We start from the raw sequence: 25610 nt of genomic DNA, 5'->3' as shown, positions 1-25610 counted from the left end.
GATTAGATCAGAGACTGAGATGTTTTCAGTCTCTTTTTTTGTTGATGAAAAAACTGGTACGAATCTTGCATGATGATAAGGGTGAATCCACTGAAGAAAGGAATTGGCCGGCTGAAATTTTAAAGCGCTTACATTTTCAAGCGGCCAAAAAACAATGAGGTGAAAAAGATGTCAGCAAAGCAAGTCGCGAAAGATGAGGAAAAAGAAGCTCTTAACTTATTTCTGTCTACCCAAACCATCATTAAGGAAGCCCTTCGGAAGCTGGGCTATTCGAGTGATATGTATGAACTCATGAAAGAGCCGCAGAGAATGCTCACAGTCCGCATACCAGTCAAAATGGATAACGGCAGTGTCAAAGTGTTCACAGGCTACCGGTCGCAGCACAATGATGCGGTCGGTCCGACAAAGGGAGGCGTGCGTTTCCATCCTGAAGTCAATGAAGAAGAAGTAAAGGCATTATCCATTTGGATGACGCTTAAGTGCGGGATTGCCAATCTTCCTTACGGCGGCGGAAAGGGCGGTATTATTTGTGATCCGCGGACCATGTCATTCGGAGAACTGGAAAGGCTGAGCAGAGGGTATGTCCGTGCCATCAGCCAGATCGTCGGCCCGACAAAGGATATTCCGGCTCCTGATGTGTACACCAACTCGCAAATTATGGCGTGGATGATGGATGAGTATAGCCGGCTGCGTGAATTCGATTCTCCTGGTTTTATCACAGGAAAACCGCTCGTTTTAGGCGGATCGCAAGGCCGGGAAACGGCCACGGCACAAGGTGTCACGATTTGTATTGAAGAGGCGGTTAAGAAAAAAGGGATCAAGCTGCAAAACGCGCGCATCATCATACAGGGCTTTGGAAACGCGGGAAGCTTTCTGGCCAAATTCATGCATGATGCCGGCGCGAAAGTGATCGGAATCTCGGATGCCCATGGCGGGCTTTACAACCCGGACGGCCTTGATATCCCTTATTTGCTCGATAAACGGGACAGCTTCGGCATGGTTACCAACTTATTCACTGACGTCATCACAAATGAGGAGCTGCTTGAAAAGGATTGCGATATTTTAGTGCCGGCCGCGATCGCCAATCAAATCACAGCCAAAAACGCACACAATATTCAGGCATCAATCGTCGTTGAAGCGGCGAACGGCCCGACAACCATTGATGCCACTAAGATCCTGAACGAAAGAGGCGTGCTTCTCGTGCCTGATATTCTGGCAAGTGCCGGCGGCGTCACGGTTTCTTATTTTGAATGGGTGCAAAACAACCAAGGATACTATTGGTCAGAAGAAGAGGTTGCAGAAAAACTGAGAAAGGTCATGGTCAATTCGTTCGAAACGATTTATCAGACAGCGGCAACACATAAAGTGGATATGCGCTTGGCGGCTTACATGACGGGCATCAGAAAATCGGCAGAAGCATCGCGATTCCGCGGATGGGTGTAAATTCGGAGGGGGGAGATATCCCCTCTGTCGCAAAATAATTTTGCGTTTATCTTTTGCGAGAAAAGGAAAATCTGCAAAAAATATTTGCATTCCGTAACTAGAAAAAGAGAAAGATGTTCTTCTTTCAGACAAATTTCTGTACATTTCAACAAGTTTTTTCAGGAAGAGACAATATTTTGGCATGATTTTTGCATTTTTATTCATGCGAAAACATATATCATATTTTCATGACATGAGGGGGACTACATATGACAGTTTCATATGCGCAAGAACCATTTACTGATTTTACGGAAGCGAAGAATAAAAAAGCATTTCAAGAGTCATTGGCATTTGTAAACACACAGCTCGGCAAGCATTATCCGCTTGTCATAAATGGAGAAAAAATCGAAACGGACCGCAAAATTGTTTCCATTAACCCGGCTAATAAAGAAGAAGTGATTGGGTACGCGTCTACTGCGGATCAAGAGCTTGCAGAAAAAGCGATGCAAGCCGCATTGCAGGCTTTTGAATCATGGAAAAAACAAAGACCGGAGCACCGTGCGAATATTCTCTTTAAAGCAGCGGCGATTTTGCGCAGAAGAAAGCATGAGTTTTCAAGCTATCTTGTGAAGGAAGCGGGAAAACCTTGGAAGGAAGCAGATGCGGACACAGCTGAAGCGATAGACTTTTTGGAGTTCTACGCGCGCCAAATGTTAAATCTCAAGGAAGGGGCTCCCGTGAAGAGCCGTGCTGGCGAGTTCAATCAATACCATTACGAAGCGCTTGGCGTCGGCATTGTCATTTCTCCATTTAATTTCCCGCTAGCGATTATGGCAGGAACAGCGGCGGCAGCCATTGTGACAGGTAATACAATTCTCTTAAAACCGGCTGATGCGGCGCCTGTCGTAGCTGCAAAATTTGTCGAGGTCATGGAGGAAGCGGGCCTGCCAAACGGCGTTCTCAATTACATCCCGGGAGATGGAGCGGAAATCGGTGATTTCTTAGTGGAGCATCCGAAAACACGGTTTGTTTCATTTACAGGTTCCCGTGCAGTCGGCTGCCGGATTTATGAGCGAGCCGCTAAAGTGCAGCCGGGCCAAAAATGGCTCAAACGGGTGATTGCCGAGATGGGCGGAAAAGACACGGTGCTTGTCGACAAGGACGCCGATCTTGACCTTGCTGCATCCTCTATCGTGTATTCAGCGTTTGGATATTCAGGTCAGAAGTGTTCAGCAGGCTCCCGTGCAGTCATCCATCAGGATGTCTATGATGAAGTGGTGGAAAAAGCGGTGGAGCTGACGAAAACGCTGGCTGTCGGCAATCCGGAAGATCCTGATACGTATATGGGGCCCGTGATCCATGAAGCGTCCTATAACAAAGTCATGAAATACATTGAAATCGGCAAATCTGAAGGCAAGCTGTTGGCCGGCGGCGAAGGCGATGATTCAAAAGGCTACTTTATTCAGCCGACGATTTTTGCAGATGTTGATGAAAATGCACGCCTGATGCAGGAAGAAATTTTCGGCCCAGTTGTTGCAATCTGCAAAGCGCGTGATTTCGATCATATGCTGGAGATTGCCAATAACACGGAATACGGATTAACAGGTGCGCTGCTGACGAAAAACCGAGCGCACATTGAACGGGCGCGCGAGGATTTCCATGTCGGAAACCTATACTTTAACAGAGGCTGTACCGGAGCGATTGTTGGCTATCAGCCGTTCGGCGGTTTTAATATGTCCGGAACAGACTCAAAAGCAGGCGGCCCGGATTATTTAATCCTTCATATGCAGGCCAAAACAACGTCCGAAGCGTTTTGATTTGAGAGAAATAAAATCGTGCGATTCGTTAACGGATCGCACGATTTCAACTTTTTGACCAGGAGGGCAATTTATGCTGTATACAAAAATCAGTCACATGAAACCGGCTGAAAGAGTGGAAGCGCTGACAACTTCTTTGGTCAGTCTCAGCAGTGTGAACGGCACTATCGGGGAAGGGACAAAAGCAGATTTCATCAAAGAAGTGCTCATGAGCTATCCTTATTTTCAGGACAACCCTGATTATGTGTGGGAACAGGCCATTCCTAACGACCCATACAACCGCAAAAATATTTTTGCGTTTATTGAAGGACATGGAGAAAGCCGAAATACTGTGATTTACCACGCCCATCTGGATACAGTCGGAATTGAAGATTTCGGCCCTTTAAAGGATATCGCTTTTGATTGTAAGAAATTGGCCGAGTATTTCAGCCGTTATGAATTTGAACAAGATGTTCAGCGGGATGCCAAATCAGGCGAGTGGATGTTCGGGAGAGGATCTGTCGACATGCAAAGCGGCATCGCCGTTCATTTGGCCAATCTCCTGCACTTTTCCGAGAACCTCGATACATTGCCGGGAAATCTATTGTTTATGGCCAATCCGGATGAGGAGAGTCAGCATTCCGGCATTCTCGCCAGCATTTCAGAGCTGAACCGGCTAAAAAAAGAAAAACAGCTTCACTATCTGGCCGCCATCAATACAGATTTTATTACACCGCTTTACGATGGGGATGAGACAAGATATATTTATACCGGAGCCGCTGGAAAACTGCTTCCTTGCTTTTACATTTACGGCCGTGAAGTCCATGTTGGCGATACACTGGCAGGGATTGACCCGAATTTCATTTCATCTGAAATCACAAGCCGTCTCCACAATAACATTCATCTGGCGGAAAAGGTTGAAGGGGAGTTGGTTCTGCCCCCATCCTGTTTGTATCAGCGTGATAACAAGGAATCCTATAATGTGCAAACGGCTGTCAGCAGCTGCTTGTATTTCAATTGTTTTATTTATGAAAGAACGGCAACGGAGATTATGGATCTTCTTATCGAAGTCACTGAGGAAGCGTGTCGTGACGCAGAACAAAAATTATCAGATTATTATGAAGAATACGCAAAAAGAACCAACCTTCCGAGGAAACATTTATCATGGGCCATTCAAGTCTACAGTCTGGAGCAATATTTAGAAAAGCTAAGAAACCGCGGCGTAGATCCCGAGCAGTGTATCGAGCAGGCATTCAAAGCAAATGAGCATCTGGAGCTTCGTATGAGATGCTTTAAGGCAGTCGAAGAGCTTCAAAAGCTTGACCCTGATCAAGGCGCAAAAGTCATTCTATTTTACGCACCTCCTTACCTGCCGCATAACTATTTGAAAGAAGATAGCGCAAGAGATCAGCTTTTGAAGCATGTGATTAAAGAAGCGGCTGACAAAACCGCTGAATCGACAGGCGAAACCTTTGTCTTAAAAAAGTTTTTCCCCTACTTGGCAGACGGCAGTTTCTTATCGCTGCACGAAACCGATGGCGAAATTGATTCCTTTATCAGGAACTTCCCTGGGTGGAATAGGATTGGGACCATTCCGTTCAAGGATATACGCAAGCTGAATATTCCATCCATTAACATGGGCGTGTACGGAAAAGACGGCCATAAATGGACAGAACGAGTCTATAAACCGTACACATTTCACGTATTGCCTGACCTCATTCAACAAACCACTGTTCACCTTTTGCAAAGCTACCGGATGACCATCACGACACAAGAACCGAAGGGAGAAGGATGATGCAGAATCATAAAAATGAATTGCAGCGCAACATGAAAAGCAGGCATTTGTTTATGATTGCCTTGGGAGGGGTGATTGGCACCGGACTGTTTTTAGGCTCCGGCTTTACCATCAGCCAGGCGGGACCGCTCGGTGCCATTGCCGCGTATATCATCGGCGGATTTTTAATGTATCTTGTCATGCTTTGTTTAGGAGAACTGGCTGTTGCCATGCCGGTGGCCGGTTCGTTTCAGGCATACGCCACTAAATTTCTGGGACCGTCGACAGGCTTTATGATCGGCTGGCTGTATTGGTTCAGCTGGGCGAATACAGTAGGCTTGGAGTTGACGTCAGCGGGTATTTTGATGCAAAGGTGGCTGCCCTCCGTGCCAATCTGGATATGGTGTCTCATGTTTGGCATCGTCATCTTTTTGATTAATGCGATGTCGGTCAGAAGCTTTGCCGAAATGGAATTTTGGTTTTCAAGCATCAAAGTGGCAGCGATCGTATTATTTATCGTAATCGGCGGAGCCGCTGTGTTTGGCTTGATTGACTTTAAAGGCGGTCAGGAAACGCCATTTTTGTCTAACTTTATGACGGATAGGGGGCTTTTCCCGAATGGGGTGCTGGCTGTCATGTTTACGCTGGTCATGGTGAACTTCTCCTTTCAGGGGACGGAGCTTGTCGGCATCGCGGCAGGGGAAAGTGAAAATCCGGAAAAAACATTGCCAAAGTCCATCCGAAATGTCATTTGGCGCACACTGTTTTTCTTTGTGCTCGCGATGTTCGTCCTTGTTGCCATTCTACCGTACAAAACGGCAGGGGTGATTGAAAGCCCGTTTGTAGCGGTGCTCGACCAAATTGGCATTCCATTTGCCGCTGATATCATGAACTTTGTCATCTTAACGGCGATTTTATCTGTTGCCAATTCAGGATTGTATGCGGCGTCACGCATGATGTGGTCACTTTCATCAAACCAGATGGGCCCGTCTTTCCTCACCAGGCTGACAAAAAAAGGCGTGCCGATGAATGCCTTGCTGATAACGCTCGGCATTTCAGGCTGTTCCCTGCTGACTAGTGTCATGGCTGCAGAAACGGTGTATTTATGGTGTATCTCAATCTCCGGTATGGTGACAGTTGTCGCGTGGATGTCTATTTGCGCGTCGCAATTTTTCTTTCGCAGACGTTTCCTCGCTGAAGGCGGAAACGTGAATGACCTGGAATTCAGAACGCCTCTTTACCCGCTGGTTCCCATTCTCGGATTTGGCTTATACGCCTGCGTATTGATTAGCCTTATTTTCATTCCCGATCAAAGAATCGGCTTGTACTGCGGTGCCCCGATCATTATTTTCTGCTATGCGTACTACCATCTGAGCATCAAAAAACGCATACATCATCAACCGATAGAAAAAGAACAGACAGAAGCACAATAGAAAAAGCTCTCCGGACTGCCGGAGAGCTTTTTTTAAGCTTAAAATCCTCTGGATTTTAAAATGGAATATACAAATCCATATCGAGATCTAAATGAAAAATATAAAAAATGTTAAGTTTACATTTGAATTGTAAATGATGAAAAAACAATGCTAAACTATAATTCAACTTGATGATAAGAAGATAATGGAAGAGGTGTTTTAAGGGAGAATGAACAGCAAACAAAATCATGACATCGAAACAAAACATCACTTTCCGCTATTTTTAGCACTGGCTTTAACGATGGGAGTATTTGCAGCCGGATCTGAAGAGCTTGTGATCTCGCCGCTGCTGCCGGATTTAGCAAAAGCCTTCAACTCAGATGTCAGCGTCCTTGCGTTATCTATTAGTATTTACGGCGTTATGATTTTTATCGGGGCGCCGCTTCTGGTTCCATTAGGCGATAAATACTCCAGAGAACTGAGTTTACTGGCCGGACTTTTGATCTTTATTATAGGAACAGTGATATGTGCTTTAGCCCAAAATATCTTTTTCTTCTTTTTAGGCCGGGCGCTTTCGGGATTGGCTGCCGGCGCGTTTGTGCCGACCGCTTACGCAGTTGTCGGGGATCGTGTTCCTTATACATACAGGGGCAAGGTGATGGGACTGATCGTGTCAAGCTGGTCGCTGGCACTGATTTTCGGTGTGCCGCTCGGATCATTTATCGGCGGCGTCCTGCATTGGAGATGGACATTTTGGATTTTCGCCTTAATGGGCGTTTTAGTTGTTCTGCTGATCTTGCTTGAAATGCGCCGCCATGCCGAACATAATAATAGCGGCAAGGAAGAAAAAGAAGAAACGGCTGGAACATTCCGGGATGCGTTGAAAGTCCCGCGTGTACCGGTTTATATCACGATCACCTTTTGTAATATGATTGGTTTTTACGGTATGTATTCCTTTTTAGGCTCCTATCTTCAGGACATTTTTACCGGAGGAAACACAGCAGCGGGCTTATTTATCATGATTTACGGCATCGGGTTTTCCATGAGTGTCATTACAGGAAAGGTAGCCGATCGCATCGGAAAAATGCGCTCCCTTTTGATTGCACTGGGGGTCATCAGCGTGCTCCTGGCCTGTTTAGCATATGCGCCGGCATCAATGATTCTGTTAATCGTTAGCCTTTTTATTTGGGGGTTAATGCAAAGCTTAACGGTGACGCTGCTCAGCACCATCTTGAGTGACTGCTCAGAGCGTCATCGCGGGAAAATCATGGCGTTTTACAGCCTCGCCTCGAATCTGGCTGTGACATTAGGCTCTGCTTTGATGGGACCTGTATATGTGGGCTACGGCTATGCAGCTGTCGGATTGATTTGCGCCGCCATTACAGTGCTCGGATTTGTCCTTAGTGTATTCGCATATAAAAAGTACGGCAAGCATGAACAGAAAGCGGATCATTCCTTATCCCAATAAACAAAGTTTCTAAATTCCTATAGTAAAAAACCCTTTCTTAAGGGTTTTTTTGTTTGTATGGGAACAATTATCAATATTTTCTAAAAACATTGACAGTTCGATTGACGCTGGATAAAATTTACTTAAAATTTTAAAAGATTGGTTGGTGCTCATGATTATATTGGATAATAGCATTCAGACAAAAAACAGAACTGATTCACTATCCAAACTGATTACAGTCAACACGCTCGGCCCTGAGGGGACAAGCAGTGAGTACGCAGCAAAACATTTCATCTCCAATTTTACTCTTCTACAGGGGCTGAACAGTAAATTGTCCTTGCATGATACATTTGAATCTTGCATTGAAAGAACGCTTCAAAGCCCGCTGGAATATACCATCGTCCCACACGCTTACGACGGCATTAAGCATTTCTACATGAGGCCGGATTTGCAGCTTTTGCAGATCTTCAGGTGCGATACACCGATGTACGGCCTGGCTGTTCGTCCTGGTTTTGAATACAGCCACGATATGCTTGATTCATCAATTATTGTTTCACATCCATCACCTATTAATTTAATAAAATATTTTACCCGCAAAGATGTACGTTTCAAACTAGTTAATTCGACCAGTCAAGCTGCAAGAAAAGTAAAAGAGGGCCTGTATGACATTGCCTTAACCAATGAGCTTGCACGGCAAAAGTACGGGCTCACATTTGTGACAACATTTAAAAGCATTCCTATGAGCTGGTCATTATTCGGAAAAGGAGACATTAATGATGAAAACTAAAGAAGACATGCAGGAGCTATATTTCCCGACACCGAAATTAATAGAATGGGAAAACGGAGTGAGACAGTATTCCACCGTGCGAGGTGATACTGAAGTATTAATGTCTTACGTCCCGCCGCATACCAACGTTGATCCCCATCAGCATAAGGAAGTCCAAATCGGCATGGTCGTTTCAGGCGAGCTGATGATGACGGTCGGAGATGTGACGAGAAAAATGACGGCCTTGGAATCTGCCTACATCGCGCCTCCGCATGTGCCTCATGGGGCAAGAAACGACACAGACCAAGAAGTCATTGCCATTGATATCAAGCGGCTGAAAGCTGATGAAACATATACAAGTCCTGAGGACTATTTTTTGGATATTTTTAAAACAAGAGATCTATTGCCTGGCATGGAAGTCACGTTCTTTGTTGAGGACTGGGTGGAAATCATGCTGGCCAAAATCCCTGGAAATGGCGGAGAAATGCCTTTCCATAAACATCGGAATGAGCAAATCGGCATTTGCATCGGCGGCGGTTACGACATGACGGTCGAAGGCTGTACAGTCGAGATGAAATTCGGCACAGCCTATTTCTGTGAGCCTCGGGAAGACCACGGCGCCATCAACCGTTCAGAAAAGGAATCAAAATCGATTAATATCTTCTTCCCGCCGCGCTACAACAGAGCAAAATCAAAAAAAATAAAGGCGGATCAATAATCATGAACCTCATCGATAAAACTGTCCTCATAACAGGAGGCGCATCAGGCATTGGTTATGCTGCGGTCCAAGCTTTTTTGGGCCAGCAGGCAAATGTGGTTGTGGCGGACATTGACGAGGCTCAGGGAATAGCAATGATCCGGAAAGAAAATAATGACAGGCTGCACTTTATACGAACGGACATCACAGACGAAGCTGCCTGTCAGCAAGCTGTTCAATCGGCGATCGATACTTTTGGAGGGTTGGATGTATTAATTAATAATGCGGGCATCGAAATCGTTGCGCCCATCCATGAGATGGAGCTCAGCGATTGGAACAAGGTCCTGCAAGTCAATTTGACCGGCACGTTTTTAATGAGCAAACACGCACTCAAGCATATGCTTGCTGCCGGCAAGGGCAACATCATAAATACGTGTTCTGTCGGCGGGCTTGTGGCATGGCCTGATATTCCTGCCTATAACGCCAGCAAAGGAGGCGTTTTGCAGCTGACACGGTCAATGGCCGTTGATTATGCGAAACATCAAATTCGCGTCAACTGCGTATGCCCAGGGATTATCGACACACCGCTAAATGAAAAATCATTCCTTGAAAATAATGAAGGCACACTAGAAGAGATCAAAAAAGAAAAGGCAAAGGTAAATCCGCTGCTGAGGCTTGGGAAACCTGAAGAAATTGCAAACGTGATGCTGTTTTTAGCCTCAGATTTATCTAGTTATATGACCGGAAGCGCCATCACCGCAGACGGAGGATACACCGCACAATAGAGAAGGAGTGTTTTACATATGGAGAGAAAAACAGTATTGGTCATCGCTGATCTTGGAGGCTGCCCGCCGCACATGTTTTATAAAAGCGCTGCTGAAAAATATAACCTGGTCAGCTTTATTCCAAGACCTTTTGCAATTACAGCCTCTCATGCAGCACTGATTGAAAAATACTCGGTCGCGGTTATAAAAGATAAAGACTATTTTCAGAGCTTAGCTGATTTTGAACATCCGGATTCTATTTATTGGGCGCATGAGGATCATGACAAGCCTGAAGAAGAGGTCGTCGAGCAAATTGTCAAGGTTGCCGAAATGTTTGAAGCGGATGCCATCACGACAAACAATGAATTATTCATTGCCCCGATGGCAAAAGCCTGTGAACGTCTGGGCCTGAGGGGTGCCGGCGTGCAGGCTGCCGAAAATGCCAGAGATAAAAATAAAATGAGAGACGCTTTTAATAAGGCTGGAGTCAAATCAATTAAAAACAAACGGGTTACCACTCTTGAAGATTTCCGTGCTGCACTTGAAGAGATCGGCACACCTCTTATCTTAAAGCCTACATACTTAGCGAGTTCAATCGGCGTAACGCTGATTACGGACACTGAGACGGCAGAAGATGAATTTAACAGAGTTAATGATTACCTGAAATCAATTAACGTGCCAAAGGCGGTCACATTTGAAGCGCCGTTTATTGCTGAAGAATTTTTACTGGGTGAGTACGGAGACTGGTATCAAACAGAAGGGTATTCCGACTATATCAGCATAGAAGGCATCATGGCTGATGGTGAGTATTTCCCGATCGCCATTCATGACAAAACGCCTCAAATCGGATTTACAGAAACATCACACATTACGCCGTCCATTCTGGATGAAGAGGCGAAAAAGAAAATTGTCGAAGCTGCCAAAAAGGCAAATGAAGGGCTTGGACTGCAAAACTGCGCAACACATACAGAGATCAAGCTAATGAAAAACAGGGAACCGGGTTTAATAGAATCAGCAGCCAGATTCGCCGGCTGGAATATGATCCCTAATATTAAAAAGGTCTTCGGCGTCGACATGGCGCAATTATTATTAGACGTTCTCTGTGTTGGAAAAGACGCCGATCTGCCGGACGGATTATTAGATCAAGAGCCTTATTATGTTGCCGACTGCCATTTGTATCCGCAGCACTTCAAACGAAATGGGCAGATCCCTGAAACTGCTGAGGATTTGGTCATTGAAGCGATCGATATTCCGGACGGACTCTTAAAGGGTGATACTGAAATCGTTTCTTTTTCGGCTGCAGCACCAGGCACGTCAGTTGATTTGACACTGTTTGAAGCTTTCAATTCCATCGCTGCATTTGAACTGAAAGGCAGCAATTCACAGGATGTGGCTGAATCAATCAGACAAATTCAGCAGCATGCAAAGCTGACGGCAAAGTATGTGCTGCCAGTATGAAACAGCTGAAGCCAAACTCTAAATACTTGCTATACGGGCAGGCGCTATCGTTTATGGGAGACTATTGTGTTCTCCCTGCCCTGCTCATTTTGTCTACATATTATCATGATTATTGGGTGACATCGGGGGTCATCGTGGTCAGAAGCATTCCAATGGTGTTCCAGCCATTTTTGGGGGTTCTGGTCGACCGGTTAGACAGAATTAAGATCATGCTGTGGACGGATATCATCAGAGGCATCATCTTTTTGGGGCTCACATTTCTTCCAAAAGGCGAGTATCCGCTGATTTTTCTGGCTCTGCTGTTTATATCCTATGGGAGCGGTGTGTTTTTTAATCCGGCCCGTCTCGCTGTCATGTCATCCTTGGAATCAGATATTAAAAGCATCAACACGTTATTTGCAAAAGCGACGACCATCTCGATTATCGTTGGGGCAGCTGCCGGAGGGCTTTTTCTGTTAGGCGGATCTGTAGAGCTGGCTGTTGCTTTTAACGGTGTGACGTACTTGATTTCGGCCTTTTTTATCAGCCTCATTAAGCTGCAATTTGTGCCGATTCAATCTGAAAACATAAAAGAGGCCTTCCAGTCTTTTAAAGAAGGTCTCAAGGAAATCAAAACCAATGCTTTCGTATTAAACGCCATGTTTACGATGATTACAATGGCTTTGCTGTGGGGGATTGTGTACAGCTATTTTCCGATTGTCAGCCGCTTTCTGGGTGATGGGGAAATCGGCAACTTTATTCTCACGTTCTGCATCGGCTTCGGCGGCTTCATCGGAGCGGCGCTTGTCAGCAAATGGGGCTTTAACAACAATAGAGGCCTGACGTACTTTGCCGTTTTGTCCATTGTCTCGCTGGCGCTGTTTTTATTCACGCCGATCTTCGCTGTCTCTGTCATCGCCGCTATCCTCTTTTTCATCGCGATGGAATATGGGGAAGTGCTCGCAAAGGTGAAGGTTCAGGAGAACGCGGCAAACCAGATCCAAGGGCGCATTTTTTCGGTGGCGGAAGCGTCGATCGGGTTATGCATTTCTGTTGGTTCAATGTTAATCAACGTCTTAAACGCTCCGGTCATTATGGGGCTGATTGTTGTGATCGTAAGCGGATTGTTTTTGCATACGAAGCTCGTCAACAAATCGTTTTTGGAACGGGATAACAAAACGGAGCAAAAAGGAGTCTTTTAGATGGAAATAACACCGTCCGACGTCATCAAGACACTGCCAAGGCAAGAGTTTTCTCTCGTTTTTCAAAAGGTGAAGGAATTGGAAAAAACGGGTGCGCACATCATTAATCTCGGACAGGGAAACCCTGACCTTCCCACTCCGCCGCATATTGTGGAGGCTTTGAGGGAGGCGTCTCTAAACCCTTCGTTTCACGGATACGGCCCATTCAGAGGTTATCCTTTTTTGAAGGAAGCCATCGCTGCTTTCTATAAAAGAGAATATGGGGTGTCAGTCAATCCTGAAACAGAAGTTGCGCTCTTCGGGGGCGGGAAAGCCGGCTTGTATGTGCTGACACAATGCCTGCTCAATCCGGGAGACATCGCCTTGGTTCCAAATCCGGGCTACCCTGAATACTTATCAGGGATTACGATGGCGCGGGCTGAGCTTCACGAAATGCCGCTGTATGAGGAAAATGGCTATCTGCCGGATTTTGAAAAGATTGATCCTGCTGTGCTGGATAAAGCGAAGCTCATGTTTTTAAACTATCCGAATAACCCGACGGGAGCTGTGGCTGATTCGGCTTTTTATGCCAAAGCGGCTGCTTTTGCGAAAGAGCATAACATCCATTTGATTCATGATTTTGCATACGGCGCGTTTGAGTTCGATAAAAAACCGGCCAGCTTTCTTGAGGCAGAGGACGCCAAAGCTGTCGGAGCAGAGCTTTATTCATTTTCAAAAACATTTAACATGGCCGGCTGGAGAATGGCGTTTGCGGTCGGAAATGAAAAGATCATTCAGGCCGTCAATGAATTTCAGGATCATGTATTTGTCGGCATGTTCGGAGGATTGCAGCATGCGGCGAGCGCAGCGCTTTCGGGAGATCCGAAGCAAACGGAATCCTTGAAACGAGTCTACGAGGAACGAATTGACTTTTTTACGGAGCTGTGTGAAAAGGAACTGGGCTGGGAGATGGAAAAGCCAAAAGGAACCTTTTACGTATGGGCTGAAATTCCGAAAACGTTTGAAACATCTTACCAATTCTCTGATTATTTGCTAAAGCATGCCCATGTTGTTGTCACACCGGGCGAAATATTTGGGAGCAACGGAAGAAGGCATGTCAGAATATCAATGGTGTCGAAGCAGGAGGATCTGCGGGAATTTGTCATGCGGATTCAAAAGCTGAACCTGCCGTTTGCATCATTACAAGAAGTATCCCGCTAAAAGCGGGATTTTTTTATATGCTTTTCATGCTTCCGCCGTCAGCAGAAATTTGCTGGCCCGTGATGTAGGATGCTTCCTCAGAGGCGAGAAACGCTGCAAGCGCTGCGGTTTCTTCAGCTGATCCAACCCGTTTCATCGGAATCCCGGAAGCGACCTGTTCCTCTGCTTCCTGTTTGGATATGCTGTTCTTTTTCATTACATTTTCCACAAATTGATGGTAACGGTCTGTAGCGATAAAACCAGGATTCAGGCAGTTGACAGTAATGTTGTGAGGAGCAAGCTGGATGGAAATATTTTTACTGGCGTTAATTAAAGCGGCATTCATCATACTGTTTGTGAACATATTGGCGCCGGGTTCTTTCCACAGATTTCCGACAATGTTGATGATTCTGCCAAACTCATTTTGTTTCATTAGTGAGGCAGCACGCTTGATAGCGTCAATATAGGCAACGGTCTTTTGTGTGAACGTTGCCGTCATATCCTCTATATTGCAGTTCTCAAATGTGTCAGGCGCGCCGCCCGGGATATTATTAATCAGAACATCAAGCCGTCTGCATCGAGATTCGATTTCTTGAAAGATGCCGGCTCTTGTATGCTGGTCAGACATATCGCCTGCAAGGACAATGACACTCGCCTCAGGATGCTTGGCCAAAATGTCTTGTTTGACAGGTTCAATATTATCCAATTTTCGTGAATTAATGACAAGAGAAAAATGCTGATCTGCTAATTTCAGAGCGATTGCTTTCCCGATTCCCTGACTGGCTCCCATAATAAATGCGGTTCGTTTTGACAAATAACTGCACCCCTTTGAAAAAAATGGATTATTATCTACATCGTAAGAAAAAACGAAGAAAATAGCAAATTTTATTTAAATTCTGATAAAGGAGGATTGAAAAACTCCCGCCGATTTGGGCGGGAGAGATGTTATACATATAGGAATTGAGGAAGTGTATCAAGCGAAAGGTGGTTGCCGACAAAAAATGAACCGAATTCGCCGTAGCGAGCGCTGACTTCGTCAAAACGCATTTCATACACAAGCTTTTTGAATTGAAGCACATCATCACTGAATAATGTCACGCCCCACTCGTAATCGTCAAAGCCGACGGAGCCGGTGATGATCTGTTTGACTTTGCCTGCATAGCTGCGGCCGATTAAGCCATGGCTTCTCATCAAGTTTCTGCGTTCCTCCATTGAAAGCATGTACCAGTTGTCGTTGCCGGATCTTCTTTTATCCATTGGATAGAAGCATACATATTTGGATTCCGGCAGTTCAGGGTAAAGGCGTGCACGCACATGCGGATTTTCGTAAGGGTCGCCGTCGCCGCTTGCCAAGTAGTTGCTCAGCTCTACCACTGATACGTAGGAGTAGGCCGGAATGGTGAACTCAGCAATTCTTGATTTGTTGAATTCAAGCTCAATTTGATTTAATTCTTCCATTGTAGGGCGAAGAATCATCAGCATAAAATCAGCTTTTTGGCCGACGATGCTGTAAAGAGCCTGCGATCCTTTTCCTTCTTTTTGAACTGCGCCCCATTTTTCAAGCAGCCCGGTGAATTCATGTATGATCGATTGGCGCTCATCGCTGGACAGCAGCTTCCAGGAAGTCCAATCCATTGTGCGGAAATCATGAAGCGCATACCAGCCGTCAAGCGTTTTTGCCGCTTCGTTTGTCATTTGCTGTTCACTCATTTATCTTCACTCCTATTATCTTTTCATGATTGCCTTCACTATACCATAGTTTATCCGATTCTACTGTGGAGAAACCTTGAACATCCCTTCCGTATAACTCCATAAAAATAGAGGAACCTATAAGGGAAGATTGAGTCACTTAAATTAGTTAGAAAAATAAGATTTTTTCATGAAAGCGCTATAATGAAAGTTGGCTGTTTGAATTTGATTGGAAGAAGAGTATGCTAGTAAAAGAAAGCGTTTTTGTAACTTTTTGAGGAGGTTTTATTGTGGCAGATTTATTTTCAACAGTGCAAGAAAAAGTAGCTGGAAAAGACGTTAACATTGTATTTCCTGAAGGCTTAGACGAGCGTATTTTAGAAGCGGTCAGCAAGCTTGCAGGAAACAAAGTGCTGAATCCGATTGTGATCGGCAATGAAAATGAGATCCAAGCAAAAGCAAAAGAATTGAACCTTACGCTGGATGGCGTTAAGGTTTATGATCCTCATACATATGAAGGCATGGAAGACCTTGTACAAGCATTCGTAGAACGCCGTAAAGGCAAAGCGACTGAGGAACAGGCCCGTAAAGCTTTATTAGACGAGAACTACTTCGGTACAATGCTGGTGTACAAAGGCCTTGCAGACGGACTTGTAAGCGGAGCGGCTCACTCAACAGCCGACACTGTCCGCCCGGCTCTTCAAATCATCAAAACAAAAGAAGGCGTGAAAAAGACTTCCGGCGTGTTCATCATGGCTCGCGGAGAAGAGCAATACGTATTCGCGGATTGCGCGATCAACATTGCGCCTGACAGCCAAGATCTTGCCGAGATTGCGATCGAAAGTGCCAATACGGCAAAAATGTTCGACATTGAGCCTCGCGTGGCAATGCTCAGCTTCTCTACAAAAGGCTCAGCAAAATCTGATGAAACAGAAAAAGTAGCGGATGCTGTGAAAATCGCGAAAGAAAAAGCGCCTGAACTCACACTTGACGGCGAGTTCCAATTCGATGCTGCATTTGTTCCAGCTGTAGCTGAGAAAAAAGCGCCGGATTCCGAGATCAAAGGGGACGCTAACGTATTCGTATTCCCAAGCCTTGAAGCAGGAAACATCGGCTATAAAATCGCTCAGCGTTTGGGCAACTTTGAAGCGGTAGGACCAATCCTGCAAGGTTTAAATATGCCTGTAAACGACCTTTCAAGAGGATGTAACGCTGAAGATGTTTACAATCTCGCATTAATTACAGCGGCGCAAGCACTGTAATAACAATGAAGACGGTGGCAGCTCTCTTTCGGAGGGCTGCCTTTTTTTCGCCGGTATAGCCTGCTTTACCAGGATCTATGATATGAGTACAATAAAGAAAACTGATGATTACCATATATTTTATGAATGACAGGGGTGGGGTTTTTGTATTATGACGTGCTGAAAACGTTTATAGCGGTAGTAGAAGAAAAAAACTTCACAAAAGCGGCGGAAAAGCTGATGATCTCCCAGCCCAGCGTCAGTCTGCATATCAAAAATCTTGAGAAAGAATTTCAAACGGCTCTCCTGAACCGGTCACCAAAACACTTTACGACAACGCCGACAGGGGACATTTTATATCAGAGAGCAAAGCAAATGGTATTTCTTTACGAGCAAGCCAAGGCAGAAATCTACGCACATCATCACTATGTCAAAGGCAAATTGAAAATAGCTGCCAGCTTTACAATTGGAGAGTATATTCTTCCGCCACTTTTGGCCCAGCTGCAAAAGCTGTATCCAGAGCTGAATCTCGATGTCATGATCGGTAATACAGAGGAGGTCAGCGAGCGTGTGCGGATGCTTCAGGCTGATATCGGGCTGATTGAAGGACATACAAACGAGAATGAACTGGAAATTGAACCGTTCATGGAGGATGAAATGTGCATTGCCGCGCCAAATCAGCATCCGCTGTCTGGACGGAGCGATATTTCGATCAGTGAATTGCAAAACGAAGCATGGGTGTCTAGGGAAAAAGGCTCCGGGACGAGGGAATATCTTGATCATGTGCTCAGCTCGAACGGACTGAGGCCGAAATCAATGTTCACCATCAGCAGCAATCAAGGTGTAAAAGAAGCGGTGATCAATGGCATGGGGCTGTCGGTTCTATCCAGAAGCGTGCTGCATAAGGATTTGCTCCATCGTGAAATTTCAGTTCTCCATATAAAAGATTTCTCGTTAAAGCGCAAGCTGTCTTACATCCATTCTCCTCTCATGGAGAATACAAAAAATAAAGAAATTTTCATTACGATGCTGAAAAGCAATTATCAATCACAGCGGCTGAAATGATATAATAGTTTTCGTTCATAAGCCTAACATGAAAGGGATTTACATAGATGGCAAACCAACCGATTGATTTACTGAAGCAGCCGACATGGAGAGTCATTGACCAATCCAGTCTCGGCCCTTTATTTGATGCGAAGCAATCCTTCGCAATGGATGATACGCTGTGCATGTCCGTCGGAAAAGGCGTGTCGCCGGCGACAGCGCGCTCATGGGTTCACCACGATACAATTGTCCTTGGAATACAGGATACACGCCTCCCGTTTTTGCAGGACGGCATCTCCTTGCTGGAGAACGAAGGCTACCGTGTAATCGTACGCAATTCCGGCGGTCTAGCTGTCGTTTTGGATGAAGGTGTTTTAAATCTTTCGCTCATATTCGAAGATGAAAAGAAAGGCATCGATATAGACAAAGGATATGAAGCGATGGTTGAGCTGATGAGACGGATGTTGAAGCCATACAAAGCAAAGATCGAAGCCTATGAAATTGAAGGGTCTTATTGTCCCGGCAGCTATGACCTCAGCATAAATGGCAAAAAATTCGCAGGCATCTCTCAAAGACGAGTTCGCGGCGGAGTTGCTGTTCAAATTTATCTTTGCGCAGATAAAAGCGGCAGTGAAAGGGCCGACTTGATCAGACGGTTCTACCAAGCGGCGCTGAAGGACAAACGAAACGATAAAAAAGGCGTGTATCCGGAAATACGTCCGGAAACGATGGCGTCCTTAAGCGAGCTTCTGCAGACAGACATCTCCGTACAAGACTTAATGTTCGCTCTATTGACGGAATTAAAAGCGTTGAGCACCCATCTTTACTCAGCCGGACTGTCCATTGATGAGGAAATGGAATTTGAGAAAAACCTCGTCCGGATGGCTGAGCGGAATGCAAAGGTATTTGGGTGAACGTTCTTCGCATGCCAGCCGTTTCCGGCCGGCATGCATTTTTATTTTAATCGGCATTTTATCCCCAACAATCTTATTTTCAGATAAATCCTTCTTGCATGCAGATAACCCTGACAAAAAGAAAAACGATAAAATGAAGTCAGCATCCATATACAAAGGAGAGAGGCAGATGAAGGGGAATTTTTACAGCCTGTTTGTGCTGCTCGCGGCTTTTTTCTGGGGGACAACGGGAACCGTTCAGGCATTGGCTCCAGAAAGCGCTACACCGCTGGCATTTGGAGCGTTCAGGTTATTAATAGGGGGAAGTGCCATGCTGCTTGCGGTTTGGATCAGCCGAGAGCTTCACGTGAAAAATTGGTCATGGCCGCTCGTATTATCCGCTGCAGTTTGTATGGCGTGTTACCAGCCCCTGTTTTTCACAGCTGTTAAAGAAACCGGAATCGCAGTGGGAACGGTGATTGCCATCGGCAGCGCGCCTGTCATTGCCGGGAGCCTGGAGTGGGCGGTATTGAAAAAACGTCCGCGAAACTCCTGGTGGATCGCGACTGTGCTGGCTTTGGCGGGCTGCTGGATTCTGTTTTCCGACGGGTCCAATGTTCGGATTGATGCGGGTGGTGTTCTTATGGCACTTGGAGCGGGTGCTTCTTTTGCGGGCTATACGCTAATCAGTAAATGGATGATGAAAACTCAGCCTCCGCGAGCTACATCTGCCGTTGTTTTTATGATTAGCGCCATCTTGCTGACGCCGCTATTATGGCAGTCAGATATCTCGTGGATATTGACCCCCAGAGGAATGGGAACGAGCCTTTACATCGGGTTAATTGCAACATGTGCCGCTTACTTTTTGTTTGTAAAAGGGCTTACCGGTGTTCCGGCCTCAGCGGCGGTCACGCTGTCTTTGGCTGAACCGCTGACGGCCTCATTGCTGGGTGTGTTTTTCATAGGAGAAATGCTTTCACTTTCCTCATGGCTTGGCATTGCGCTGATGATGCTGGGGCTGCTGGTCATTTCCGCTGCGCCTCGGAAACAAAAAACGGCCGAGGCGGCTCACATGTCTTAATAGATTCGCATAAGTTTGGCCTCATTTTACAAGAATAGCGGAGCCAGCTGCAAAATAATAAAATCCTCTTTTCTCAATGGAAAAGGGGATTTTGCACATGGAGAAAATCCCAAAATCAGCTGCTGTTTTGGGATTTTTCTAACTTATTCTGCCATTTTTTCTAAATTGCCGTTCCGGTCCATTTTGAAGGACGGAGAGGCATGTTCATCTTCTTCAAATAAAACTAGCTTTCTGGCTCTATTCATAATTTTCACCAAGGTTTCATAATCTTCTTGGATTGTTTTTTGGTCTTTTTCAAGCTTTTGAACTTCAGCCTCAAGCTGTTCCGTTTTGCTTTGCAATTCCTGATTTTCTTTCTTTAAACGTTCATTTTCCATTTTTAATGCTGATGATTGCTCGTGATTGCCTTCGTAATTCTGCAGGAAGCGGATCACATCATTCATCGTCATCTCAGGTGCCGCTGCAGGCGTTTGAGGAGACAATAAGTGTGATAGACTAGCTAACTCTTCCTTAAAGCTTTCATCCACAAAAGGCATATGTTCGCCTGACATTAAAGGCTGCTGCTCCTTTTCGACAGCTGGCGCATCCGTTTTGGCCGGTTCCTCCGCGGCGGTTTCTTGTATGATTTCAGGATCAACCGCAGGAGGCTGATATAATAGTCTTTTTTTTGCAGGCTGCCCGTTTCCGAGCGCTCTCATCCGCTGTTTTCGCTGTTTTTTCGCAAGCTGAAGCGCTTTTTCATATTGATGGCGGACGACTGCATTCCATCTGAATCCGCAGGCTGCAGATGTCCGGTTTAATTTATCGCCGACTTCTTCAAAGGCGTTCAGCTGAGTGCTGCCCTCCCTCACATGCCGAAGCACTGTTTCGGCTAAAAGCAGATCATTTTCCTCTGACCAAGCGTCTTGTCGCTGTTTTGTCATTTATCTCAACTCCCATTTTTCTTTTCATGGTATTAGAATGTCCAGTTTGGAAAATATTTATACAAGTTGGCTGAAAGAATAGGAGATACGAAGGGTGGAGCGGCTTGCAGGAACAGTCGAATCCTTGTAAAATGAAGAGTGATGTGATTTTTTTGAAAAGCAATTTTAGGTTATTCACATAGATGAACATAGAAATGAAGGGAAGCGTACGTCATGGCTAATGAATTTCGAGTGTGTGATGATTGCCAAGCCACTAATATCAAAACTTTGCTGCCGCGTTTAAAAGAAGTGGACCCTGATGCAAAGGTTGAGATTGGATGCCAATCTTATTGCGGGCCCGGACGGAAAAAATCATTTGCATTTGTGAACAATCGCCCGCTGTCAGCTCCGACAGAGGATGAGCTGATTGAAAAAGTAAAAAAGAAAATTAAAAAGTAAAAACATATTTTTACATAGCCTCGGCCCTCAGGTCAGGCTTTTTTGCTTCACATCATGTGTTTTTCTTAAAGGTGGAACAAATCGCCGGGCAAATTCAAGGATGTTTTCAAAGAATAGAGTCGATATAATAGAAACACGGCTAAAAAAAAGAGGGAATGACGATGGCGTATCCAAATGGAAAATTATCAGAAGAAAAAGTGTTTAAAGATCCGGTGCACCGCTATGTTCATGTACGGGACAAGCTGATATGGGATTTGATCGGAACCCGTGAATTTCAGCGTCTTCGCAGAATTAAGCAGCTCGGCACGACGTATTTGACGTTCCATGGCGCTGAGCACAGCCGGTTTAACCATTCTCTTGGTGTCTATGAAATTGTGAGGAGAATGGTTGATGACGTCTTTAAAGGCCGCTCTGAATGGGATGACAGTGAGCGCGAACTCTGTCTGGCCGCGGCGCTGCTTCATGACCTCGGGCACGGGCCGTTCTCGCATTCATTTGAAAAAGTCTTTCACCTTGATCACGAAGATTTTACAAGAGCAATCATATTGGGGGACACAGAGGTCAACCAGGTGCTCAGAAAGGTGAGTCCGGGTTTCCCGCAGGATGTTGCTGAAGTCATTGCCAAAACATATAAAAACAAGCAAGTGGTCAGCCTGATTTCGAGTCAGATAGACGCAGACCGCATGGATTACCTGCAGCGCGACGCTTATTATACGGGCGTCAGCTACGGCCATTTTGATATGGAGCGGATTCTTCGGGTGATGCGCCCGCGCGAGGATCAGATCGTCATTAAAGAAAGCGGGATGCACGCTGTCGAAGACTATATTATGAGCCGCTACCAAATGTACTGGCAGGTGTATTTCCATCCTGTGACAAGAAGCGCAGAGGTTATTTTAACGAAGATTCTTCACAGGGCTAAGCAGCTGCACGATGAAGGCTATGTTTTCACTCACGCTCCGGTTCATTTTTATTCTATCTTTGAAGGGAAATTGACACTGGAGGATTATGTAAAGCTGGATGAATCTATTATTTTGTATTACTTCCAGGCCTGGGAGGATGAAGAAGATCCGATTTTATCCGATTTGTGCCGCAGATTCATTAACCGCCAGCTGTTCCAATACGTTGAATTCAATCCGAACGAAGAAATGTCGGCATATTTTGAGCTGACTTCATTGTTCAAAGAGGCGGGAATTGATCCGAGCTATTATTTGGTCGTCGATTCTTCTTCAGATCTGCCATACGATTTTTACCGTCCGGGAGAGGAAGAGGAGCGTCTGCCGATCCATCTCTTGACGCAAAACGGCCACATTAAAGAGCTGTCCAGACAGTCAGCTATTGTGGAATCCATCTCCGGGAAACGGCGGACGGATCACAAGCTGTACTACCCGAAGGATCTGATTTGTGACGGGTCTGAACATCCGGAAGCGAAAATGAAAATCCGGCAGCTGCTGGGACTGACATAGAAATTGGAAAGAAGGAAAAAGGAGATGTCGGGAATTTGTTGAAAGAACATGCAAAACTGATGAAGGTGTTCTCGGATTCTGGAGAAATCATCGGGCGAAAGAAGCTGCAGAAAATGATTTATATCGCAAAGAAAATGCAGTTTCCTTTCTATGAGAAATATGATTTTCACTTTTACGGACCGTATTCAGAGGAACTGACGCTCCAAATTGAAGAGCTGTGCAACCTTGGATTTCTGCATGAGGTGAAGGAAAAAAAAGGCGGCTACTTTCAATACCGTTATTCGCTGACTGAGACAGGCTCTGCGTTTTTAGACCATGCTGATCTGGATATGCCGGATATCAAAGATTATATCGACAGTGTAAACAGCCGTTCATCACGGTTTTTAGAACTGGTCTCCACGATCCTTTACTTTGACGGGCTTGAGGCCGAAGAGAAGAAAGAAAAAGTCTTTACAATCAAAAGCAAGCAAAAATATACAAATGAAGAATATGACGAAGCGCTTCAATACATAGAAGAACTGAAGCAGATTTGTTAACCATACGAAGCAAAAGAAATGATCCGTTTCTTTTGCTTTTTTTATTGACAAAAGCTGCTAATGGATCTATTGTGGATAATAGTTATCTATAATGAAACAGGAGTGAATATGATGAAAATGAAATCAGGGATGGAGCAGGCGGTTTCCGTGCTGCTGTTACTGTCACGGCTGCCCGTACAGGCTTCTTTAACGTCAGAGGCCATCAGCCAGCGTTTGCGCGTGTCTCCGTCTTATTTGAAGAAGCTGATGAGGACTTTGGTTCAAGCCGGCCTGGCAGAATCCATCCCGGGGACGAAGGGCGGTTTTACCCTTGCGAAGCCTTTGACGGACATGACGCTCTATGATGTTTATCAAGCGGTCGAGGGCAGAGGTACGATGTATCAGGGGAAAGGCCTGCTGCAATCCGTATTCGAGGGTGAAAGTCACTGTGTGCTGGAGACAGTCATGGGGGAAATCGAGGAGAAATGGGCCAATCTCATGAGAGAAGAATCTTTACAGCATGTCATGGACAGAGTTGGGGAATTGTATGATCTTGAAAAAATAGATGATTGGGTAAACGGGCAATTGAAGGGGCAATTCCAATGAAGCACAGCGGGCATCTGCAAAAATCTTCTGAATCATCAACAAGCATGTCTGTGCTAATCGTGCTCGCTCTTGGTTTTCTCATGGCTACTCTTGATGTAACCGTTGTAAATGTGGCGATGGCTGATATGCAAAACGCTCTTTCGATGTCACTTTCAGGTGTGACGTGGGTTGTGGACGGATACATCCTTACGTTTGCGTCGCTTTTGCTGGCGGGCGGAGCCTTGGCTGACCGTTTCGGCTCGAAGGCAATATATATATTGGGCTTAGCCGTTTTTGTTCTGGCCTCCTGTCTTTGTGCTGTATCGATCAATGGCGAGATGCTGATTGCCGGACGCCTCATACAGGGAATAGGTGCGGCTTTGTTTATGCCAAGCTCACTCAGCCTTTTGGCTGCCTCTTACCCTGATGAGCGGGTGCGCACGCGAATGTTTGGACTGTGGGCCGCACTTGTTTCCACGGCTTCAGGCCTTGGGCCTTTTATTGGGGGTGTGCTGGTGCAGTTGGCGGGCTGGCAGAGTATTTTTCTGATCAATGTGCCGTTAGGGGCTGCTGCGATCATTTTAGCTTACCAAATACTCGACCGCGTACCGGGAAAAAGCAGCCGCATAAATATCACGGGGCATCTGCTTGGAATGGCGGCTCTCGGTTTTCTTTCCTTTGCATTGATACAGGGACCTTCTGCAGGCTGGCGCTCGTCTGTGATTCTCGGAGCATTCGCGGGCGCAATTTTGGCATTTGTGCTGTTTTTGCTGCGGGAATTCTCTGCGGAAACACCCATTCTGCCGGCATCTTTATTAAAAAATGGCCGTTTTTCAGCTGCTCAATTCATCGGGTTTCTGTTGAACTTCGCCCTTTTCGGCGGCATGTTTATGCTGAGCCTTTTTTTGCAGGAAGCAAGAGGCGCAAGCTCCTTTATGGCTGGCGTTGAGCTGCTGCCGATGATGGCAGTATTCGTGATCGGAAATCTGCTGTTTGCCCGTCTGGCGAACCGGTTTGAAGCAGGACAGCTTATGTTTATGTCAATGGCGGTCAGCTGTATTATTGCACTGCTATTATTTGTTCTGGTTTCTCCAGATTTTCCATATTGGCAGCTGGCGGTTTTGATGTCTGTCATGAACCTTGGCACCGGTATTGCGGTTCCTGCCATGACAACTGTGATCATGCAGGCTGCCGGACCAAAGCATGCGAATATCGCGGGTGCGGCCTTGAATGCTAACCGGCAAATCGGAGCCTTGGTCGGCGTAGCGGTTTCCGGAGTGATCATTCATCTGTCCGCCACTTGGTACACCGGAGCCGGGTTTACGTTTTTGATGATGGGAGCGGCGTACAGCCTCTCCGCATTGCTTGTATGGCTATTTCTGTCCGTTCATAACGGGACTGCCGCGTCAGAAAAAATGTAAATCACAGATTGCGCTTTGTGGGAATATATAGTAAGATATAAAAAATTATTGAAACAACAGGCACTGATAAGGACATGAGATGCTTTTTACGGTTTCCAGAGAGGGAAGGACAGCTGAGATCTTCCTAACGCAGGGAAAGCAGCTTACCGCCTTTGAGCCGTATCGGGGAAATCAAGTATCCGATACCGTCATGCTGCGTTACAGCACCGAGCCGGCAACATAGCGTTTGTCGGGAATTTGGGTGGAACCACGGATATAAACACATTCGTCCCTTTTAGAGGGATGGGTGTGTTTTTTTATTTGAATTGAATACATGTGAAGAAAAGGACATGAATGATATTTACGGTTTTCAGAGAGGGAAGAAAAGGTGAGAGCTTCCCAGCTTAGGGATATCATTTACCGCCTTGGAGCAGCATTGGGG

At 45.7% G+C, this 25610-nt stretch carries 23 protein-coding genes and 1 other annotated feature; of the genes, 20 read left to right on the top strand and 3 right to left on the bottom strand.

What is annotated here, in order from left to right:
* Positions 1 to 168 precede the first annotated feature (168 nt).
* The 11 genes from rocG (at position 169) to bacF (ending at position 13917) form a co-directional block, all read left to right on the top strand.
* Positions 169 to 1443, top strand: a complete 1275-nt coding sequence (gene rocG / locus MOC09_RS17135; protein ID WP_268371266.1) for a glutamate dehydrogenase — start codon at positions 169 to 171, stop codon at positions 1441 to 1443.
* A gap of 248 nt (positions 1444 to 1691) precedes the next feature.
* Positions 1692 to 3239: an L-glutamate gamma-semialdehyde dehydrogenase gene (gene pruA, locus MOC09_RS17130; protein WP_268371264.1), complete on the top strand. Its 1548-nt coding sequence runs from the start codon at positions 1692 to 1694 to the stop codon at positions 3237 to 3239.
* A 73-nt stretch (positions 3240 to 3312) separates the two neighbouring features.
* The gene (locus MOC09_RS17125; protein ID WP_268371262.1) at positions 3313 to 5013 is read left to right on the top strand and encodes a M20/M25/M40 family metallo-hydrolase; all 1701 of its coding nucleotides are present in this window, start codon (positions 3313 to 3315) and stop codon (positions 5011 to 5013) included.
* Positions 5013 to 6425, top strand: a complete 1413-nt coding sequence (locus MOC09_RS17120; RefSeq protein WP_268358910.1) for an amino acid permease — start codon at positions 5013 to 5015, stop codon at positions 6423 to 6425. Before MOC09_RS17125 ends, MOC09_RS17120 begins: the two co-directional genes overlap by 1 nt.
* A gap of 208 nt (positions 6426 to 6633) precedes the next feature.
* Positions 6634 to 7872: an MFS transporter gene (locus MOC09_RS17115; RefSeq protein WP_268371260.1), complete on the top strand. Its 1239-nt coding sequence runs from the start codon at positions 6634 to 6636 to the stop codon at positions 7870 to 7872.
* 151 nt (positions 7873 to 8023) lie between these two features.
* Positions 8024 to 8638: a prephenate decarboxylase gene (gene bacA, locus MOC09_RS17110; RefSeq protein ID WP_268358914.1), complete on the top strand. Its 615-nt coding sequence runs from the start codon at positions 8024 to 8026 to the stop codon at positions 8636 to 8638.
* Positions 8628 to 9335 carry a 3-((4R)-4-hydroxycyclohexa-1,5-dien-1-yl)-2-oxopropanoate isomerase gene (bacB, locus tag MOC09_RS17105; protein WP_268358915.1) on the top strand — a complete coding sequence of 236 codons (708 nt, stop codon included), beginning with the start codon at positions 8628 to 8630 and terminating at the stop codon, positions 9333 to 9335. Before bacA ends, bacB begins: the two co-directional genes overlap by 11 nt.
* A gap of 2 nt (positions 9336 to 9337) precedes the next feature.
* Complete coding sequence (bacC, locus tag MOC09_RS17100) at positions 9338 to 10099, top strand: dihydroanticapsin 7-dehydrogenase (protein ID WP_268358916.1); 762 nt, start codon at positions 9338 to 9340, stop codon at positions 10097 to 10099.
* An 18-nt stretch (positions 10100 to 10117) separates the two neighbouring features.
* Complete coding sequence (bacD, locus tag MOC09_RS17095) at positions 10118 to 11536, top strand: alanine--anticapsin ligase (RefSeq protein WP_268371258.1); 1419 nt, start codon at positions 10118 to 10120, stop codon at positions 11534 to 11536.
* Positions 11533 to 12717 (top strand): bacilysin exporter BacE, encoded by a 1185-nt coding sequence (gene bacE / locus MOC09_RS17090; RefSeq protein WP_268371256.1) that lies wholly within the window; start codon positions 11533 to 11535, stop codon positions 12715 to 12717. Before bacD ends, bacE begins: the two co-directional genes overlap by 4 nt.
* The gene (bacF, locus tag MOC09_RS17085; RefSeq protein ID WP_268358921.1) at positions 12718 to 13917 is read left to right on the top strand and encodes a transaminase BacF; all 1200 of its coding nucleotides are present in this window, start codon (positions 12718 to 12720) and stop codon (positions 13915 to 13917) included.
* Between the two features lie 13 nt (positions 13918 to 13930).
* Here bacF and bacG read toward each other — a convergent pair whose 3' ends face one another.
* Both bacG and hemQ read right to left on the bottom strand, forming a co-directional pair.
* Complete coding sequence (gene bacG / locus MOC09_RS17080; protein ID WP_268371254.1) at positions 13931 to 14710, bottom strand: NADPH-dependent reductase BacG; 780 nt, start codon at positions 14708 to 14710, stop codon at positions 13931 to 13933.
* 131 nt (positions 14711 to 14841) lie between these two features.
* Positions 14842 to 15606 (bottom strand): hydrogen peroxide-dependent heme synthase, encoded by a 765-nt coding sequence (gene hemQ / locus MOC09_RS17075; RefSeq protein ID WP_268358924.1) that lies wholly within the window; start codon positions 15604 to 15606, stop codon positions 14842 to 14844.
* Positions 15607 to 15875: 269 nt separating this feature from the next.
* Between hemQ and pta the strand changes: the two genes are divergently transcribed.
* The 4 genes from pta (at position 15876) to MOC09_RS17055 (ending at position 19844) form a co-directional block, all read left to right on the top strand.
* Positions 15876 to 16847, top strand: a complete 972-nt coding sequence (gene pta / locus MOC09_RS17070; RefSeq protein ID WP_268358926.1) for a phosphate acetyltransferase — start codon at positions 15876 to 15878, stop codon at positions 16845 to 16847.
* A gap of 144 nt (positions 16848 to 16991) precedes the next feature.
* Entirely contained in the window at positions 16992 to 17891 is a 900-nt protein-coding gene (gene cysL / locus MOC09_RS17065; protein WP_268358927.1) for a cysJI operon transcriptional regulator CysL, read from the top strand.
* 47 nt (positions 17892 to 17938) lie between these two features.
* On the top strand, positions 17939 to 18784 hold the full coding sequence (gene ywfL, locus MOC09_RS17060) for an octanoyl-[GcvH]:protein N-octanoyltransferase (RefSeq protein WP_268358928.1): 846 nt from the start codon (positions 17939 to 17941) through the stop codon (positions 18782 to 18784).
* A 169-nt stretch (positions 18785 to 18953) separates the two neighbouring features.
* Positions 18954 to 19844, top strand: coding sequence for a carboxylate/amino acid/amine transporter (locus MOC09_RS17055; RefSeq protein WP_268358929.1), 891 nt, complete (start codon positions 18954 to 18956; stop codon positions 19842 to 19844).
* 143 nt (positions 19845 to 19987) lie between these two features.
* Here the strand turns inward: MOC09_RS17055 and rsfA are convergent, their stop codons facing one another.
* Positions 19988 to 20767: a prespore-specific transcription regulator RsfA gene (rsfA, locus tag MOC09_RS17050; protein WP_268358930.1), complete on the bottom strand. Its 780-nt coding sequence runs from the start codon at positions 20765 to 20767 to the stop codon at positions 19988 to 19990.
* A 213-nt stretch (positions 20768 to 20980) separates the two neighbouring features.
* Here rsfA and MOC09_RS17045 point away from each other — a divergent pair, with 213 nt between their 5' ends.
* The 5 genes from MOC09_RS17045 (at position 20981) to MOC09_RS17025 (ending at position 25189) form a co-directional block, all read left to right on the top strand.
* Positions 20981 to 21205 (top strand): DUF1450 domain-containing protein, encoded by a 225-nt coding sequence (locus tag MOC09_RS17045; RefSeq protein ID WP_268358931.1) that lies wholly within the window; start codon positions 20981 to 20983, stop codon positions 21203 to 21205.
* Between the two features lie 161 nt (positions 21206 to 21366).
* A complete protein-coding gene (locus tag MOC09_RS17040; RefSeq protein ID WP_268358932.1) occupies positions 21367 to 22668 on the top strand; it encodes an HD domain-containing protein in 1302 nt (433 codons plus the stop codon).
* Between the two features lie 35 nt (positions 22669 to 22703).
* On the top strand, positions 22704 to 23204 hold the full coding sequence (locus MOC09_RS17035) for a YwgA family protein (RefSeq protein ID WP_268358934.1): 501 nt from the start codon (positions 22704 to 22706) through the stop codon (positions 23202 to 23204).
* A gap of 111 nt (positions 23205 to 23315) precedes the next feature.
* Positions 23316 to 23789 carry an Rrf2 family transcriptional regulator gene (locus MOC09_RS17030; RefSeq protein ID WP_268358937.1) on the top strand — a complete coding sequence of 158 codons (474 nt, stop codon included), beginning with the start codon at positions 23316 to 23318 and terminating at the stop codon, positions 23787 to 23789.
* Positions 23786 to 25189, top strand: coding sequence for an MFS transporter (locus MOC09_RS17025; protein WP_268371252.1), 1404 nt, complete (start codon positions 23786 to 23788; stop codon positions 25187 to 25189). Before MOC09_RS17030 ends, MOC09_RS17025 begins: the two co-directional genes overlap by 4 nt.
* A 54-nt stretch (positions 25190 to 25243) precedes the next feature.
* Positions 25244 to 25465, top strand: a binding site (T-box leader).
* Positions 25466 to 25610 lie beyond the last annotated feature (145 nt).

The sequence above is a fragment of the Bacillus sp. N12A5 genome (assembly GCF_026790125.1).
Classification (GTDB): domain Bacteria; phylum Bacillota; class Bacilli; order Bacillales; family Bacillaceae; genus Bacillus.
Note: the sequence above shows the minus strand (reverse complement) of the source record. Positions and strands in the feature narration are given on the sequence as shown.